The organism is Paracoccus sp. Arc7-R13 (genome assembly GCF_004010775.1).
In the GTDB taxonomy this organism is placed as follows: Bacteria; Pseudomonadota; Alphaproteobacteria; order Rhodobacterales; family Rhodobacteraceae; genus Paracoccus; species Paracoccus marcusii.
This window is the reverse complement of record NZ_CP034811.1, coordinates 1-15,381: the sequence shown is the minus strand read 5'-3', so window position 1 is coordinate 15,381 and position 15,381 is coordinate 1. Positions and strand designations below refer to the sequence as shown.

Sequence of the window (15,381 nt, the reverse complement as noted above, 5' to 3'; positions counted from 1 at the left end):
GCAGAATATCACGGATACCCACCCCGGGAATAGCCCTATGGGGTCATCCCTCGCCGGGGTCGATCCGGGCCAGCGGCGCCCCATGCGCCAGGGTCGCGCCCTCCGCCGCAAGGCGGGTCAGGCGACCGGCATGCGGGGCCTCGATGCTGGTCTCCATCTTCATGGCCTCGATCACCGCGATCACCTCTCCGGCTTGGACCTGCGCCCCGTCGGACGCCTGCCACAAGGACAGCGTCCCCGCGACCGGCGCACTGACGCAATCCGGATCGGACGCCACCTCCTGCGGCGCCGCAGGGGCGGCTGCGGCCAGCACCCCCTGGGGCAGCGCCAGGTCATGACGCCTGCCGTCGATCTCGATCGACAGGCGCAGCATGGGCTGGTCCGGGACGGGGGTCACACGGTCGGCGGGCTGGACCGCGGCGGCCAGGCGGTCGGCGAAATCCGTTTCGATCCAGCGCGTGTGGACGGCGAAATCATCCGTGAACTCCGGCGCCTGCAGCACCGCACGGTGGAAGGGCAGGACGGACGCCACGCCCTCGATGCGGAATTCGCGCAGCGCGCGGCGGGCGCGGGCGATGGCGGTCGCGCGGTCGGGGCCAGTGACGATCAGCTTGGCCATCATCGAATCGAACTGGCCCGCGACCTGGCCGCCCTGTTCGACGCCGCTGTCCAGCCGGATGCCAATGCCGCCGGGCGCGGACCACAGCGTGATCGGGCCGGGCGTGGGCAGAAAGCCCCGGCCCGGGTCCTCGGCATTGATGCGGAACTCGATCGCGTGGCCGGTGGGTTCGGGCACGCCGTCATCGGTCAGGCGCGCGCCTTGCGCCACGCGGATCATCGCGCGGACGATGTCGATGCCGGTCGTCTCCTCGGTCACCGGATGTTCGACCTGCAGGCGAGTGTTCACCTCCAGGAAGCTGATCGTGCCATTGGCCGACAGCAGGAACTCGACCGTGCCCGCGCCGCTGTATCCCGCATGGGCGCAGATCGCGCGGGCGCTGTCATGGATGCGGGCGCGCTGGTCGTCGGTCAGAAACGGCGCGGGGGCCTCCTCGACCAGCTTCTGGTTGCGGCGCTGCAGAGAGCAATCGCGGGTTCCCAGCACCTTGATCGTGCCGTGCCGGTCGGCCAGGACCTGTGCCTCGATATGGCGGGGGCGGTCCAGGAACTGTTCGACATAGCATTCACCGCGACCGAAGGCGGTGACCGCCTCGCGCGTGGCGGCGTCGAACAGCTCCTCGACCTCTGCCAGATCGCGGGCCACGCGCATGCCGCGCCCACCGCCGCCAAAGGCCGCCTTGATTGCCAAAGGCAGGCCGTGTTCGCGGGCAAAGGCCAGCGCATCGGCCCCGCTGGCGATGGGACCGGGGCTGCCCGCGACCAGGGGCGCGCCCACGGCCTGGGCGATCTCTCGCGCGCGAATCTTGTCGCCAAGCGCGTCGATCACGTCGGGGTCGGGGCCGATCCACAGGATGCCCGCATCCTGCACCGCGCGGGCGAAATCGGCGTTTTCCGACAGGAAGCCATAGCCGGGATGGATCGCATCGACCTCAGCGCGCGCGGCGATGGCCAGCACCTTGGCCGCGTCCAGATAGGTGTCGGCGGGGCGATGCCCCTCCAGCGTCCAGGCCTGATCGGCCGCGCGCACGAAGGGCGCATCGCGGTCGGGATCGGCATAGATCGCCACCGATTCGATGCCCTCGTCGGCGCAGGCGCGGATGACGCGCAGGGCGATCTCTCCGCGGTTGGCGATCAGGATGCGGCGGATCGGGGTCAGGGGGGTGTCACGAAACATCGGAGGCCTCCGGGTCGATATCGGCAAAAGGGGCGTCGGCGGCAAAGCGGATGCGCGTGCCGGGCGGCAGCTGTCCCGCCAGGTCCAGCGCCGCGGGGTGCAGCGTCGCGATGACCGGATAGCCGCCGGTCAGCGGATGGTCGGCGAGAAACAGCACGGGCTGTCCGGAATGGGGTACCTGGATGGCGCCGGTCGCGGTGCCCTCGCTTGGCAGTTCGCGCGCGTCCTCGCGGGCCAGCGCCTCGCCCGACAGGCGGATGCCCACGCGAGACGATTGCGGCGTGACCGTCCACTCCTGCGCCAGGAACCGCTGGACGGTGGCATCGTCGAACCAGTCGGTGCGCGGCCCGAGCGTCACGGGCAGGGTCAAGACCGCCCCCGCCTGCGGCAGGTCCGGACCCGGGCCGGGATCGGTCACCGCCCCCGCCGCGCGGCCCGCGGGGGCCAGCACATCGCCCGCCATCAGCGGCGCGGGTCCGATCTGCGCCAGCGAATCCGTGGCGCAGGAGCCCAGCACCGGGGCCACGTCGAACCCGCCCCGGATCGCCAGATAGCTGCGCATGCCGCGGGCGGGCGGGTCGATTGTGACCTCGTCCCCCGCATCCAGCGCGAAGGTCACGGGTTGCGCCCGCCCGCCCACGCGGGCCGTCGCGGCACCCGTCAGGGCCAGGGTCATCGCCACCTCCGCCCGCAGGCGCACGGGGCCGAGCGTGATCTCCAGCGCGGCCTCCCCCGCGGGGTTGCCCACCGCGCGGTTCGCGCGGCGCAGTGCGCCGAGGTCCAGCGCGCCGGAGGCACTGACCCCCTGCCCCGCCTGCCCCATGCGCCCGGCGTCCTGCACCAGGATCGGGAAGGCGGTCTGGACCACGCGCAGCCCGGTCACGGGCGCGGGGTCCGGGACCGTGACCAGATGCACCCGCGCGGACCCGCTCACAAAGCGCGCCCGGACGCCCGGGCGCAGCAGCGCGGGCACGTCGCGGGTCAGGTCGAACATCGGCACCTCGGTCCGGCCGATCAGCTGCCAGCCGCCGGGGCTGGCCTGCGGATAGATGCCGCAGAACCGGCCCGCCAGCGCCACCGACCCCGCCGGGATCCTGGTGCGCGGCGCGGGGCGGCGCGGCAGATCGAACCGCGCATCCGCGCAGGTCATGTAGGCGAAGCCCGGCGCAAAGCCGCAGAAGGCTACCTGCCAGGTCGCGGCCTGATGGGCGGCGATGACCTCATCCGTGGTCAGGCCCATCAGGGTCGCGACCTCGGCCAGATCCTCGCCGTCATAGGTCACGGGGATCTCGACCGTCTCCGCGCTACGGGGCGCAGGCGCGGTGCCGGGGGCGGGCTCGCGGGCCAGCACGGCGCGGGCCAGCGCCGCATCGGCCGGAACGCCGGGATCGGTGGTCACCATCAGCGTGCGGGCGGCGGGCACGATCTCGGCCACGCCCGCGACGGGATCGGCCGCCAGCGCGTCGAACAGCGCCAGCGTCGCGTCCAGATCGGCCAGCTCGACCAGAAAGGCGCGGGGCCCGATGGGCAGGACGCGGGTCATGCCTGCCACCGCGTTTCGGGCACGTCGGTGACGAACATGTGCCCCGGTGCATGGGTGATGGCGAAGGGCGGGCGCGAGGCCATGACCGCCGCCTGCGGCGTCACCCCGCAGGCCCAGAAGACCGGCACCTGACCCGGACCGACCGGCACCGGATCGCCGAAATCGGGCCGCTGCAGGTCCGCGATGCCCAATGCCTCGGGCGCGCCGATATGCACCGGCGCGCCATGGACGGCGGGGGTGCGGCCAGAGATCATCGCGGCTTCGGCCACGCGGTCGGCGGGGATGGGGCGCATCGACACGACCAGCCGCCCCGACATCCGCCCCGCCGGGCGGCACTCGCGGTCGGTCAGGAACATCGGCACGTTGCAGCCCTGATCGACATGCGCGACCGGAATGCCCGCCGCCATCAGCGCCCCTTCGAAGGTGAAGGAGCAGCCGATCAGGAAGGTCACCAGGTCGGGATGCTCGGCCCAATGGGCGGTGGCGTCGGTAACCTCCTCGGTCAGCACGCCGTCGCGCCAGATGCGATAGAGGGGGATGTCGGTGCGCAGGTCGGCGTCAGGCGCCATGACCGTGCGGTGGCTGCCCGGATCGGTCACGTCCAGCACCGGGCAGGGTTTCGGGTTCCGCTGCGCGAACAGCAGGAAATCCCAGGCCCAATCGCGGGGCAGCGCGATCATGTTGCATTGGGTAAAGCCCGGCGCCTGACCCGAGGTCGGGCACGCAGGCCCCTGCCGCGCAGCCAGCCGCGCCTGCGCCGGGGTCATGCCCCACCCCCGGCGAAGGGCGCGACGGTGACCCCGCCCGCGACCAGCGCATCGCGGACCCGGGCCGCGATGGCCACCGCGCCGGGGCTGTCGCCATGCACGCAGATGCTGTCGGCCTCAAGGCGCAGGATGCTGCCATCCTCGGCCTCCAGCACGCCCTCCGTCGCCAGGCGCAGCATGCGCGCGGCGATCAGGTCTGGGTCGTGCAGGACCGCGCCCGGCTGTTTGCGCGAGACCAGCGCGCCCGCGGCGGTATAGGCGCGGTCGGCAAAGGCCTCGGCCACCACGGTCAGGCCCGCGGCGCGCGCGCGGTCCAGCACGGGCGCCCCGGCCAGACCCATCAGCACCAGCGACGGGTCCACGGCCCTGATGCCCGCGATGACGGCATCGGCCTGGCGCGCATCATCGGCGATGGTGTTGTAGAGCGCGCCATGCGGCTTCACGTAAGTGACCCGCGTGCCCGCCGCCCGCGCCAGACCCTGCAACGCGCCGATCTGATAGATCACGTCGGCGGTCAGGTCGTCGGGCGCCACATCCATGGTGCGCCGCCCGAAGCCCACGCGGTCGGGATAGCTGACATGGGCCCCCACCGCGACGCCCCGCGCCGCCGCCTGACGCAGCACCGCCAGCAGCCCCGCCGGATCGCCCGCGTGAAAGCCGCAGGCGATGTTGGCGGAACTGACGATGTCCAGCATCGCGGCGTCGTCCCCCATGGTCCAGGGGCCATAGCCCTCACCCAGGTCGCTGTTCAGGTCGATTGGCATGGATCCTCCTTACACGCCCAGGAAGGCAAAGATGGTGGTGACCGACCGCGCGCCCATGTACCAGGTCAGCGCGCAGACGATGGCCCCAAGTGCCAGCAGCACCCGGTTGTAGCGGTGCCCACCCATCAGGTCGGACCGCGCATAGCCGATATAGGTGAAGATCGTCAGGCCGATGGGCAGGATCAACCCGTTGAAGCCGCCCACGAAGACCAGGATCGCCGCCGGCGCCGTGCCAAGCGCCAGATACACCGCCAGCGAGAACGCGATGAACCCCACCGTCGCCTTGGACCGCGCCGCATCGCTGCGCACGCCTACCACGTCCAGGAAGCTGACCGAGGTATAGGCCGCCCCGATGACCGAGGTCAGCGCCGCCGCCCACAGGACCACGCCGAACACGCGCATCCCCCAATCGCCGGCCGCCGCCTGGAACGCCTGCGCTGCGGGGTTCGCTGCCTGCGACGACAGGTCCAGCGTCACGCCCGACGCGACGACGCCCAGGATCGCTAAGAACAGCACGAAGCGCATGACGCCCGTGACCGCGATCCCGGTCAGCGCCGCGCGGGTGACGGCGGTCAGATTGTGCGGGCCGGTCAGGCCCTTGTCCAGCAGGCGGTGCGCGCCGGAATAGGTGATGTATCCGCCGACCGTGCCGCCCACGATGGTGGTGATGGTGGCGAAATCGATCGTGTCGGGCCAGATCGTCTGGCGCAGCGCCTCGCCCACGGGCGGGTTCGACTGCACGGCCACGAACAACACCAGCAGGATCATCACGATGCCCAGCCCGATGATCGCCCGGTCCAGCAGGATCCCCGCCTGCCGCGACAGGAAGATCGCGATGGCCAGCACCGCGGTGATCGCGCCGCCGATCTTGGGGTCCAGACCCAGCATGGCGTTCAGGCCCAGCCCGCCGCCCGCGATGTTGCCCACGTTGAAGGCCAGCCCGCCGATGACGACCAGCGCCGTCAGCAGATAGCCCGCGCCGGGAATTGCCGCGTTCGCGGTCTCTGACGCGCGCTTGCCGGTCAGGGCGGTGATGCGCCAGATGTTCAGCTGGACCACGAAATCGATCAGGATCGAGGCCAGGATCGCGAAGGCGAAGGCCGATCCCATCCGGGCGGTGAAGGTCGCGGTCTGGGTGATGAAGCCCGGGCCGATGGCCGATGTCGCCATCAGGAAGATCGCCGCCAGAAGGCCTCCGCGAAGGCTGGCGGCCGCAACGCTGCGGTCGGTGGTCATGGATGTTTCCCCGTGTCGGACTGTTGTTGATTGCCCCCAGCCTGCCACGATTCCGTGATCCGTCAACGATTATCTGACAGTCGCGTGTGTTTTGTTGAACAATCCCGTATGACCTGCGCGGCAATCTGCCCGGAATCAGGGCAACCGCCCGCTTGCCCTGTCCCTGCCGTCCCGCCATGATCGACCCGACATCACAGGACGACCCATGACCGACACGAATCCCGCAGGTACCATCGCGACTGGACAGAGCCCGTCCGGCCTGGCCGAAGACACCGCGGCCCGGTTGCGCGCACAGGTGATCGCGGGGCACCTGCGCCCCGGACAACGGCTGTCGGAGACGCGGCTGGCGGGCGATCTGTCCGTGTCGCGCAACACGCTGCGCGAGGTGTTCCGCCTGCTGACGCGAGAGGGCCTGCTGACCCATGCGCCCAATCGCGGCGTCTCGGTCGCGGTGCCGACGATGGCGGGGGTGCTGGACATCTATCGCGTCCGCCGCCTGATCGAGGTGCCGGCCCTGGCCCAGGCCTGGCCCCGCCACGCGGCTGTGCTGCGCATGGCCGAATGCGTGGCCCAGGCCCGCATCGCGCGCGAGGCCGGCGACTGGCGCGGGGTGGGCAGCGCGAACATGGCATTTCACGCGGCCATCGTGGCGCTGACCGACAGCCCGCGGCTGACGGCCTTCTTCGCGCAGGCGATGGCGGAGCTGCGGCTGGCCTTCGGGCTCTTGGACAGTCCCGAACAGCTGCACGCGCCGTTCCTGCAAGAGAACGGCGCGATCCTGGAGCTGGTCCAGCAGGGCGACATGGAGGCCGCCGCCACCCGGCTGGCCGATTATCTGGACCGGTCGGAACGCGTCGTGATGACGGCCTTTGCCCGGTTGGAGAACGGCGTCACGCGCGGGTGACGCCGCGCCGCCTCAGCCGCCGGTGACGGCCAGCAGCATCAGATAGATGACCGACGGCCCCATCAGGCAGCCCAGCCCCGTATAGAACGTAGCCGTCATCGCACCATAAGGCACCAGGCGCTTGTCGGTGGCGGCCAGGCCGCCCGCGACGCCGCTTGTCGTACCCATCAGCCCGCCATAGGCCATCGCCGATTTCGGGTTGTTCAGTCCGATCAGCGGTGCGACGAAGGGCGTGCCGATCATCACCAGGACCGCCTTCAGCAGGCCCGCGGCGACGGACAGGGCGATGACCTCGGAACTGGCGCCCAGGGCGGTGCCGGTCACCGGACCCACGATATAGGTCGCGGCCCCGCCGCCGATGGTGGCCATGCTGACCGCATCGGTATAGCCGAAGGCCGCCGCGACCAGCGCCCCCACCGCAAAGGACACGAAGATCCCCAGGGCCAGCGACACGACGCCCGCGGCCCCGGCCTTGCGGATCTCGCGGATGTCGACGCCATAGGCGGTCGACACGATGGCCAGGTCGCGCAGCATGGCCCCGCCCATCAGCCCGATGCCCGCGAACAGCGGCACGTCGGCCAGCCCCTTGGACCCGCCGGTGGCAAGCCCGCCCAGCCAGGCCAGCACCAGGCCGATGATGATGGCCACGGCCGAACCGTGCAGCCGCCCCGCAGACAGCCGGTCGGACAGCTGATAGGACACCCACATCACGACGCCCACGACGACGAAGGCGAAGACCAGCCCGTTCTTGGACAGGATTTCGGTGATCATCTCCATCGCGTCACACCTCCTGCGCCATCAGGGGCGGCAGGGGCGCATCCTGCCCGCCGATCCGCGCCACCACGGGCACCAGCGCCACGCAGGCGATGGTCGCGCCGACGCCCGCGATGATCGCGATGGGACCGCCCGCCAGGGCCGCCACGACGTTCTGCTGGGCCGCCATCGCCACGACGATGGGGATATACATGGCCGACCAGAACAGGATGCCCTGTTCGGACAGCTGCGGCAGCCGCCCGGTGCGGCGCAGCCAATCGGTCGACACGATCAGCAGCAGCATGGCAAAGCCCACACCGCCCACGTTGGACTGGACGCCCAGGATGACGCCCAGCAGATCGCCCAAGATCACGCCTGCCAGATGACAGGCGGCCAAGGCCGCGACTCCATAGATTATCATGGTTTCCTCCCGTTGAATGGCCGGTGCCCCGGGCCGCGTCCTCCTCGACGCGGGCCCGGGCGGCCGGATGTCAGGCCATGGCCTGCGAATACAGTCCCGCATGGGCCTTGCGCAGTTCGGCCTTCTGCACCTTGCCCATGACGTTGCGCGGCAGGGCATCGACGACGATCACCTGCCTGGGTTGCTTGAAGCGCGCCAGATCCGACAGCGCGGCGCGGATTTCATCCGCGTCCAGCGTGCCCGATTTCGGCACGACGATGGCGGTCACCGCCTCGCCCAGGTCGGGATGGGGCAGGCCGATCACGGCGCTTTCCAGGACGCCCGGCAGCGCGTCGATGGCCTCCTCGACCTCCTTGGGATAGACGTTGTACCCGCCCGAGATCACCAGGTCCTTGTCGCGACCGACGATGCGCAGGTATCCGTCCTCCTGGATCGTGCCCAGATCCCCGGTGATGAAGAACCCGTCGGGGCGGAATTCGGCCGCGGTCTTTTCGGGCATGTTCCAGTAGCCCTCGAAGACGTTCGGTCCCTTGACCTCGATCAGGCCGATCTCTCCGGGTGCGACGGGCGCGCCGGTCTCGCGGTCGGTGATGCGCACGGTGATGCCGGGCAGCGCCATGCCCACCGCCCCCGCGATGCGATCGCCATCATAGGGATTCGAGGTGATCATGCAGGTCTCGGTCATGCCGTATCGCTCCAGAATGCGGTGCCCGGTCCGTTCGGTGAAGGCACGGTGATCCTCCGCCAGAAGCGGCGCGGACCCGGACACGAACAGCCGCATGTTCGCGGTCGCGTCGCGATCCAGGCGCGGCGATTTCAGCAGGCGGGTGTAGAAGGTCGGCACCCCCATCAGCACGGTGGCGCGGTCCATCAGGTCGATCGCCTGTTCGGCGTCGAACTTGGTCAGGAAGATCATCGTGGCGCCCGCGACCAGCGCCATGTTGGCGGCCACGAACAGCCCATGCGTGTGAAAGATCGGCAGCGCGTGGATCAGCCGGTCATTCGCGTCGAACCGCCAATGCTCCAGCAGCGCCTCGGTGTTGGACGCCAGGTTCCCATGCGTCAGCACCGCCCCCTTGGACCGCCCCGTGGTCCCCGAGGTATAGAGGATCGCGGCCCGGTCGTCCGGCCCGCAGGGATGCGCGTCCTCGCGCGGGGTGGCCGCGGCGGCACGCTCGGCCAGTGTCCCCTGCCCGTCCGCGCCAAGCGTCAGCACCGTCAGCGCGTCCCCGGCCCGATGCCCGTGCGACGCCAGTTGCGCAGGGTCGCACACGAACAGCCGCGGTGCCGCGTCGTCGATGAAATAGTCGATCTCGGCCCCGGTATAGGCGGTGTTCAGCGGCAGGAAGATCCCGCCCACCTGCAGCGTCGCCAGATACAGCGCGATGGCCTCGGGCGACTTCTCGACCTGAACGGCCACGCGGTCGCCGGGCGCCACGCCCGCCGCGGTCAGCGCGCCCGCCAGCGCCTCGACCATGCCGCGCATCCGGGCAAAGCTGATGTCGGGCTGGCCGGGGCGTTCGAACAGGGTCTTGCCCTGCATCACCTCGGCGGTCTGGATGAAATGGTCGTGGATGGTCTGCATGCTCGTCTCCTCCCTCATTGTCGTCACGCCTTCAGCGCCTCGGCGATCTGGGCGCCAAGCGCCACCTCGCCGTCGCGGACGAAGGCCTCGTGCCGGTCCTCGATCCGGTCCAGTTCGTACAGATAGTTGATCATCAGCCCATGCGCCGATTTCAGCGCCGAGGGTGCCAGGTCGGCGGGCCAGTTCAGCCGATGCGCGCAGGCCCCGTTGCCCAGGTGGAACCGCGCCACCGGATCGGCGGGCAGCCCGCCCCGCGCCTTGGCCTGGGCGATATAGCGCGCGCCCCACGCCAGGACCTGCGGGCGCAGCGCGTCCACCGCGTCATCGTCCCAGCCCCCGGCCAACGCGCCGCGCAATTCCGCCGCGTCGTCCTGCGTGGCCAGCCACGCGGCAAAGCCCGGCACCGGCGACAGCGTCACATAGCAGCGCAGCTCGGGCAGGTCCGCCGACAGCTGCGCCACAACCTGCTTGATCAGGAAGTTGCCGAAACTGACGCCCTTCAACCCGGGCAGGCTGTTGTTGATCGAATAGAAGACCGCCGTGTCCGCTGCCGCCGTTTCGCGCGCATCCGGCGCGGTCAGGATCGGGCCGATCGCGTCGGGCATGCCCTGGGTCAGCGCGACCTCGACGAAGATCAGCGGCTCGTCCCCGGTGGCGGGGTGGAAGAACGCATACAGACGGCGGTCATTGTCGGCCAGCCGCCGCTTCAGGTCCGGCCAGCCCTGCATCTGGTGGACGCTTTCGTATTCCATCAGCTTTTCCAGAATCGCGGCGGGCGCGTTCCAGTCGATCCTGCGCATGGTCAGAAAGCCGCGGTTGAACCAGCTGGCGAACAGATGCGCGAAATCCTGGTCGATCGGCGCCAGATCGGGGTCGGTGCGCATCGCGGCCAGCAGGTCCTGACGCATCCGCACAAGCCGCAGCGTGGCGCCGGGCGCCATGTTCAGCCGGCGCAGCAGGGTCTGGCGGGCAGGCTCGACCACCTCGAAAAGGCGCGCGACGCCCGCGGCATCGGGCTGGGCGTCCCACGCGGCATAGGCCGCCCGGATTGCGTCGGCATCCACACCGTGATCGTCGCGCAGGCTGCGAAAGAAGGCCAGCCGCTCCTCGGCGTCCAGCTCGGCATAGGCCGACAGCGCCTGTTCGGCCACCGCGACCCGCGCCGCATCCCCGATCCGCCCCATCAGCACCGCACAGGCCACCCGCGCGCGTTCGGATGCGGGGCGCGCCAGCGCCTTCAGCGTCTCGGCCTCGCCGCCACGCTTGCGCCGCGTGATCGCCTCGACGAAGTCCGACAGGAATCCCAGTCTCTGCTTGCCCATGATGATCCTCCCCCGCCGTGATATACACTGATTCACTCCTGTTGTATACAACAACGGCGATGATGGACTTTTCGCAACCGCTGCGGTGAAATGCAGGACAGAACAGGTGCCGACATGACCCTCCCCACCGCACAGCGCATCCGCCTTGCCCTGGAAAACGCCATCGTGGACGGCCGCCTGACCCCCGGCCAGCAGATCGACCCCGACCAGGTCGCGCGCGACTATGGCTGCTCGCGCACCCCCGTGCGCGAGGCGCTGCAGGCGCTGGAGGCGTCGGGCCTGCTGATCGTGCAGCCCAAACGCGGGACCTTCGTGGCCAAGCTGGGCGTGCCCGAGCTGATGGACCGGTTCGAACTGATGGCCGAGCTGGAATCCTTCTGCGCACGCCTGGCCTGCCGGCGCGCCGATGCGCAGGACCTGGCCCGCATCGACACCGCCCTGACCGCCTGCGAAGGCGCGCGCCACGACCCCGACCGGTACTATGCCGAAAACACCGCCTTTCATCAGGCGATCTATCGCGCCGCTCACAACGCCTTTCTGGAAACCGAGACCCTGCGCTTGCAGGCGGTGCTGCAACCCTATCGCCGCCGGCAGCTGCAATCGCCGGGGCGCGTCGCCAATTCGCTGGCCGAACACCGCCAGATCGCCGCGGCCATCGCGGCGGGCGACGCCTGCGGCGCGGCGCAGGCGATGACCGATCACGTGCTGGTCCAGGGCGAACGCTTCCGCGACCTGGTCGCCGTGGTGGGCAGCCTGTCGGCGCCTCAGGCCGGGGGCGTGGCCTTGCGCTGACGGCGGCGTTCCAGCCCCAGGCTGTGTTCGCGCCAGATGATCAGGATGCCCGCCAGGATCACCAGACAGGACCCGCCGATCACCACCGCGCTTGGCACCTCGCCGAAGACGTACCAGCCCAGGGCCACCGCCCAGACCATCGCGACATAGTCGAACGGCGCCACCACCGACGCATCGGCATGGCGATAGGCCGAGGTCAGCAGGATCTGCCCCAGCCCGCCCAGCAGCCCCGTGGTGACCAGCTGCGCCAGCACCCAGGCCCCCGGCATCACCCACCCGAAGGGCAGCGTCAGCAGCGACAGCCCCGTCGAGGTGACCGAGAACCAGAAGACGATCGCCGATGTCCGCTCGACCTGGACCAGCTGGCGGACAAAGATCTGCGCCAGGGCCGCGGCCCCTGCCCCGCCAAGCGCCACGACCGCGCCCAGCATCCGCAAGGGGTCGCCCGCCGTCCCCGCCTGCAGCTGCGGCGACAGCACGATCAGCACCCCGGCCAGCCCCAGCCCGACCATGCCAAGCCGAAAGGCGCGGACGTTCTCTCCCAGAAACATCCCGGCCAGCACCACGACCAGTAGGGGCGCGGCAAAGCCGATGGCCGTCACCTCGGGCAAAGGCAGCAGGCCAAGCGCCCAGAAGTTCAGCGCCATCGCCGTCGTCCCGACCAGCCCGCGATACAGGTGCCCCATCGGGTTCGCGGTCAGCAGGCCGACCCGCAGTTCCGACCGCAGCACCAGCCAGCCCAGGATCACCGGCAGGGCGAAGAATGACCGAAAGAACACTTGCTGTCCCGGCGGGATCTGGGCGCTGTCGGCGGTCGCCTTGATCAGCGCGGCCATCAGGGTGAACACGGTCACGCTGATGCATTTCAACGCGATGCCGCGCATCGGGGAATCACTGGGGGGCATGCCGGGCGCCTTGGTACCGTTGGGGGTCGGCCTTGGTGCTACGACGGGATTGCACGATCTGCAACCGACATCGACACAGCGTCAGGTAGATATGCTATAGGTATATATATCAATGGTTTGTGTCGCACCTTCCCCGCGGGGAAGGTGCTGGCCGCGGGAAAGGGCCCCCGCCCTTCCCCGCGGGGAAGGTCACTCGATCTGGTCCAGCATGGCGGCCACCGCCGCCTCCAGCTTGCGCCGGTCGATGGTCGAAAAGTCCCGCGGCAGGCGGATCTCAAGGCGACCATTGGCGGCGGTGCATTTCGCGCTGCCCTGCGGGCGCGCAAGCTGGAAGGTCGTCTTGGCTTTGGCGGTCGACGGCGGTGCGGGTGGGGCGGTCCGCGGTGCGGGTCCCTCGGGCAGCGCCTCACCCCCCTGCCCCGCATAGCGGCGCAGCACGGCCAGCTCGTCGGTGATCGACCGCGTGTCCCAGTCCTTCAGCTCGGTCCGGATGGCCGTGACCAGGCCCGGCACCTCCTCCAGCCGCTGCGACAGCGACAGGCCCAGGGCGCGCGGGATCTCTTGCGGATACATCAGCACCTCGCCCAAGCGCTCGACCAGAGGGATGAAGTTCCGGATATAGCTGCGCTTCTGATAGCCCGCCGACCGGAACAGGATCGCCACGGCCTTTTCCGCATCGTTCTCCGCGGTCAGCGGATCCATCGCGTAATGCACCGCCAGCTGCGCCATCTCGGCAAAAGAGATGTCCTTGCGCACCAGGTTCTCGTCCACCATGCGGCGGTACAGCGCCTCCAGCTGGTCCCCGCGCGCGGCGATGCCCGCGGGGATCCGGCCCCAGGCCTCGGCATCACCCGTCTCCTCCAGCAGCTGGCGATAGGCCGACAGCCGCCGCCACCCCTGGATCAGCTCGTATCGCCCACCCTCGGACGGCTCCAGCCGGATCGGGTTCGACAGGCCGATGTCGCGGATCGAGGCGACCAGCTCGGCCATGTCGAAATCGGCGACCGGCTTGCGGTCACGGATCAGCTTGGTCGTGTCGATCATGTCCAGCGGGATCAGGTCGGTGATCAGCCCTGCCCGCTTCAGCCGCACATGCTCCTGCGCCAGGGCATCGTTCTCGGCGCGGATCTGCGCCTCGATGACCGCGCGGTCGCGCGTCGATTCCGCCGTTTCGCTGATGGCGACAGCCATGGGGCCGCGGCGGCCGTCGGGCTGGACCTTCCCCGCGGGGAAGCCGGTTTCAGCGTCGTCCTCGGGGATGTCGATGTCGAACATCCGGCGCTTGCGGCTCATTGCGCGTCCTCCAGCTCGGTCCAGGCGGTCAGCACGTGGCCGCGGAATTCCTCATAGGCCTGATCGAAGGTCGCCCGTGCCCGGCGCCACGTCCCGCGCGTCATCTCTCGGTAATCGATCTCATAGATCGACGACAGGAACCGGCCCGACTGCTCGACCGCGCGGGTCAGTTCGATCGGGTTCTGCGCCAGCCGATCCCCGAAGACCTGCCGAAAGGCCGCGAACATCGCCTGGTGCAGCTCGTTCGACGGCTCATATCGCGTCATCAGGAACCGGATGTCGGCGAATGCCTTGGGCAACCTGATCTTCCCCGTGGGGAAGTTCTCGAACCCGTGGGACAGATCCTCCAGCGCCTCGGCCAACTGACCGATGAAGCTGGTCGTGCTGTCATACTCCCAATAGCCGGGGCCGGACGGGATATACAGCATGTCGGCGGCAAAGACCGCGTTCATCGACTGGTACCCGATGGCCGGAGGACAGTCGAAGAGGATCAGGTCATAGGCATCGTCCGCCAGGCTGTCCAGGAAACGCGATACGGCCCCGAAGAAGGTCCATTCCGGGTTCAGGTGCCGGTACTGGGCGCTGGCGAACTCGACGAAGGCCGCGTTGGCGCAGCTGGGGACGATGTCGATCGTGGGCCAGGCGGTCGGCTTGATGAAGTCCGCGGGCCGAAGCGTGCCCAGACCCATGTCGCGGATCGACGCGGGCAACTTGCGATGGGGCAGGGCGGTCCCCGTCTCTGCCCCGGCGCTGGAGGTGTTCATGCGTTCGGTCTCGCGCTCAAGGTCGCGCGCCATGATGCCCCAGACCGTGTGATCCTCGCCCACGTCGTTCAAGCCCATCGAATGAGACAGGGTCGCCTGCGGGTCGAAGTCGACGACCAGGACCCGGTACCCGTCCAGCGCTGCCGCATGGGCAAAGTGCAGCGCCACGGTCGACTTGCCCGCACCGCCCTTGAAGTTGGCGATGGCCGCGCGGAAGGCGCGCTTGCCGGCGGGGCGGGGCGGCATCAGGGACTTCTTGCCCACGCGGATGCGGCGACGCAGCTCGTTCACCTCCTCCAAGCTGAACCAGCGCTGGCGCCCGTCCTCCTCGACTTCCCCGAGGGGAAGGTTCGGGTCCGCCGCCAGCTTGCCGCGGAAGGTCGACTGGTTGATGCGGAAGATCAGCTCGGCCACCTCCCAAGAGGAGAAGCGGCGCAGCGTCTTCTCGTTGGCGGGGCTGAAGGTCTGGCGGCGAATCCAGCCCTGCATCTTGAGGGACTGGGCCTGCAGACGGGCAAGGTCGTCGTGCGTATACAT

General features: G+C 69.7%; 14 protein-coding genes. 2 read left to right on the top strand and 12 right to left on the bottom strand.

What is annotated here, in order from left to right:
- Positions 1–43: 43 nt before the first annotated feature.
- From EOJ32_RS16155 to EOJ32_RS16135, 5 genes are read right to left on the bottom strand one after another with little or no spacing between them, the layout of a single operon-like run.
- Positions 44–1,795, bottom strand: a complete 1,752-nt coding sequence (locus EOJ32_RS16155; RefSeq protein ID WP_240542562.1) for a biotin carboxylase N-terminal domain-containing protein — start codon at positions 1,793–1,795, stop codon at positions 44–46.
- Positions 1,785–3,338 carry an urea amidolyase family protein gene (locus EOJ32_RS16150; protein ID WP_127899440.1) on the bottom strand — a complete coding sequence of 518 codons (1,554 nt, stop codon included), beginning with the start codon at positions 3,336–3,338 and terminating at the stop codon, positions 1,785–1,787. The genes EOJ32_RS16155 and EOJ32_RS16150 overlap by 11 nt, the downstream gene beginning before the upstream one ends.
- Positions 3,335–4,105, bottom strand: a complete 771-nt coding sequence (locus EOJ32_RS16145) for a putative hydro-lyase (RefSeq protein ID WP_127899439.1) — start codon at positions 4,103–4,105, stop codon at positions 3,335–3,337. Before EOJ32_RS16145 ends, EOJ32_RS16150 begins: the two co-directional genes overlap by 4 nt.
- A complete protein-coding gene (locus EOJ32_RS16140; protein WP_127899438.1) occupies positions 4,102–4,869 on the bottom strand; it encodes a LamB/YcsF family protein in 768 nt (255 codons plus the stop codon). The genes EOJ32_RS16145 and EOJ32_RS16140 overlap by 4 nt, the downstream gene beginning before the upstream one ends.
- Before the next feature lie 9 nt (positions 4,870–4,878).
- A complete protein-coding gene (locus EOJ32_RS16135; protein WP_045999849.1) occupies positions 4,879–6,105 on the bottom strand; it encodes an NRAMP family divalent metal transporter in 1,227 nt (408 codons plus the stop codon).
- Positions 6,106–6,310: 205 nt separating this feature from the next.
- Here EOJ32_RS16135 and EOJ32_RS16130 point away from each other — a divergent pair, with 205 nt between their 5' ends.
- Positions 6,311–7,009 (top strand): GntR family transcriptional regulator, encoded by a 699-nt coding sequence (locus EOJ32_RS16130; RefSeq protein ID WP_127899437.1) that lies wholly within the window; start codon positions 6,311–6,313, stop codon positions 7,007–7,009.
- 12 nt (positions 7,010–7,021) lie between these two features.
- On the opposite strand, the gene madM is transcribed toward EOJ32_RS16130, so the two are convergent.
- The 4 genes from madM to EOJ32_RS16110 form a co-directional block, all read right to left on the bottom strand.
- Positions 7,022–7,786: a malonate transporter subunit MadM gene (gene madM, locus EOJ32_RS16125; protein ID WP_045999851.1), complete on the bottom strand. Its 765-nt coding sequence runs from the start codon at positions 7,784–7,786 to the stop codon at positions 7,022–7,024.
- Between the two features lie 4 nt (positions 7,787–7,790).
- Complete coding sequence (gene madL / locus EOJ32_RS16120) at positions 7,791–8,183, bottom strand: malonate transporter subunit MadL (RefSeq protein WP_045982998.1); 393 nt, start codon at positions 8,181–8,183, stop codon at positions 7,791–7,793.
- A 70-nt stretch (positions 8,184–8,253) separates the two neighbouring features.
- Positions 8,254–9,768 (bottom strand): malonyl-CoA synthase, encoded by a 1,515-nt coding sequence (locus EOJ32_RS16115; RefSeq protein WP_127899436.1) that lies wholly within the window; start codon positions 9,766–9,768, stop codon positions 8,254–8,256.
- 23 nt (positions 9,769–9,791) lie between these two features.
- Positions 9,792–11,090, bottom strand: coding sequence for a malonyl-CoA decarboxylase domain-containing protein (locus EOJ32_RS16110; RefSeq protein WP_127899435.1), 1,299 nt, complete (start codon positions 11,088–11,090; stop codon positions 9,792–9,794).
- A 114-nt stretch (positions 11,091–11,204) separates the two neighbouring features.
- Here EOJ32_RS16110 and EOJ32_RS16105 point away from each other — a divergent pair, with 114 nt between their 5' ends.
- Positions 11,205–11,882 carry a GntR family transcriptional regulator gene (locus EOJ32_RS16105; RefSeq protein ID WP_045999854.1) on the top strand — a complete coding sequence of 226 codons (678 nt, stop codon included), beginning with the start codon at positions 11,205–11,207 and terminating at the stop codon, positions 11,880–11,882.
- Here EOJ32_RS16105 and EOJ32_RS16100 read toward each other — a convergent pair.
- The 3 genes from EOJ32_RS16100 to EOJ32_RS16090 form a co-directional block, all read right to left on the bottom strand.
- The gene (locus tag EOJ32_RS16100) at positions 11,855–12,787 is read right to left on the bottom strand and encodes a DMT family transporter (protein ID WP_127899434.1); all 933 of its coding nucleotides are present in this window, start codon (positions 12,785–12,787) and stop codon (positions 11,855–11,857) included. The genes EOJ32_RS16105 and EOJ32_RS16100 overlap by 28 nt on opposite strands.
- A gap of 189 nt (positions 12,788–12,976) precedes the next feature.
- Entirely contained in the window at positions 12,977–14,080 is a 1,104-nt protein-coding gene (locus EOJ32_RS16095; RefSeq protein ID WP_127899433.1) for a ParB N-terminal domain-containing protein, read from the bottom strand.
- Positions 14,077–15,381, bottom strand: a complete 1,305-nt coding sequence (locus EOJ32_RS16090; protein WP_127899432.1) for an AAA family ATPase — start codon at positions 15,379–15,381, stop codon at positions 14,077–14,079. Before EOJ32_RS16090 ends, EOJ32_RS16095 begins: the two co-directional genes overlap by 4 nt.

Excerpts from the sequence above, each read along its gene's own strand:
- EOJ32_RS16110 (WP_127899435.1), bottom strand. The coding sequence starts at position 11,090 with ATGGGCAAGCAGAGACTGGGATTCCTGTCGGACTTCGTCGAGGCGATC.
- EOJ32_RS16115 (WP_127899436.1), bottom strand. The coding sequence starts at position 9,768 with ATGCAGACCATCCACGACCATTTCATCCAGACCGCCGAGGTGATGCAG.
- EOJ32_RS16135 (WP_045999849.1), bottom strand. The coding sequence starts at position 6,105 with ATGACCACCGACCGCAGCGTTGCGGCCGCCAGCCTTCGCGGAGGCCTT.
- EOJ32_RS16095 (WP_127899433.1), bottom strand. The coding sequence starts at position 14,080 with ATGAGCCGCAAGCGCCGGATGTTCGACATCGACATCCCCGAGGACGAC.
- madL (WP_045982998.1), bottom strand. The coding sequence starts at position 8,183 with ATGATAATCTATGGAGTCGCGGCCTTGGCCGCCTGTCATCTGGCAGGC.
- EOJ32_RS16145 (WP_127899439.1), bottom strand. The coding sequence starts at position 4,105 with ATGACCCCGGCGCAGGCGCGGCTGGCTGCGCGGCAGGGGCCTGCGTGC.
- EOJ32_RS16155 (WP_240542562.1), bottom strand. The coding sequence starts at position 1,795 with ATGTTTCGTGACACCCCCCTGACCCCGATCCGCCGCATCCTGATCGCC.
- EOJ32_RS16100 (WP_127899434.1), bottom strand. The coding sequence starts at position 12,787 with ATGCCCCCCAGTGATTCCCCGATGCGCGGCATCGCGTTGAAATGCATC.
- EOJ32_RS16105 (WP_045999854.1), top strand. The coding sequence starts at position 11,205 with ATGACCCTCCCCACCGCACAGCGCATCCGCCTTGCCCTGGAAAACGCC.
- EOJ32_RS16140 (WP_127899438.1), bottom strand. The coding sequence starts at position 4,869 with ATGCCAATCGACCTGAACAGCGACCTGGGTGAGGGCTATGGCCCCTGG.
- madM (WP_045999851.1), bottom strand. The coding sequence starts at position 7,786 with ATGGAGATGATCACCGAAATCCTGTCCAAGAACGGGCTGGTCTTCGCC.
- EOJ32_RS16130 (WP_127899437.1), top strand. The coding sequence starts at position 6,311 with ATGACCGACACGAATCCCGCAGGTACCATCGCGACTGGACAGAGCCCG.
- EOJ32_RS16090 (WP_127899432.1), bottom strand. The coding sequence starts at position 15,381 with ATGTATACGCACGACGACCTTGCCCGTCTGCAGGCCCAGTCCCTCAAG.
- EOJ32_RS16150 (WP_127899440.1), bottom strand. The coding sequence starts at position 3,338 with ATGACCCGCGTCCTGCCCATCGGGCCCCGCGCCTTTCTGGTCGAGCTG.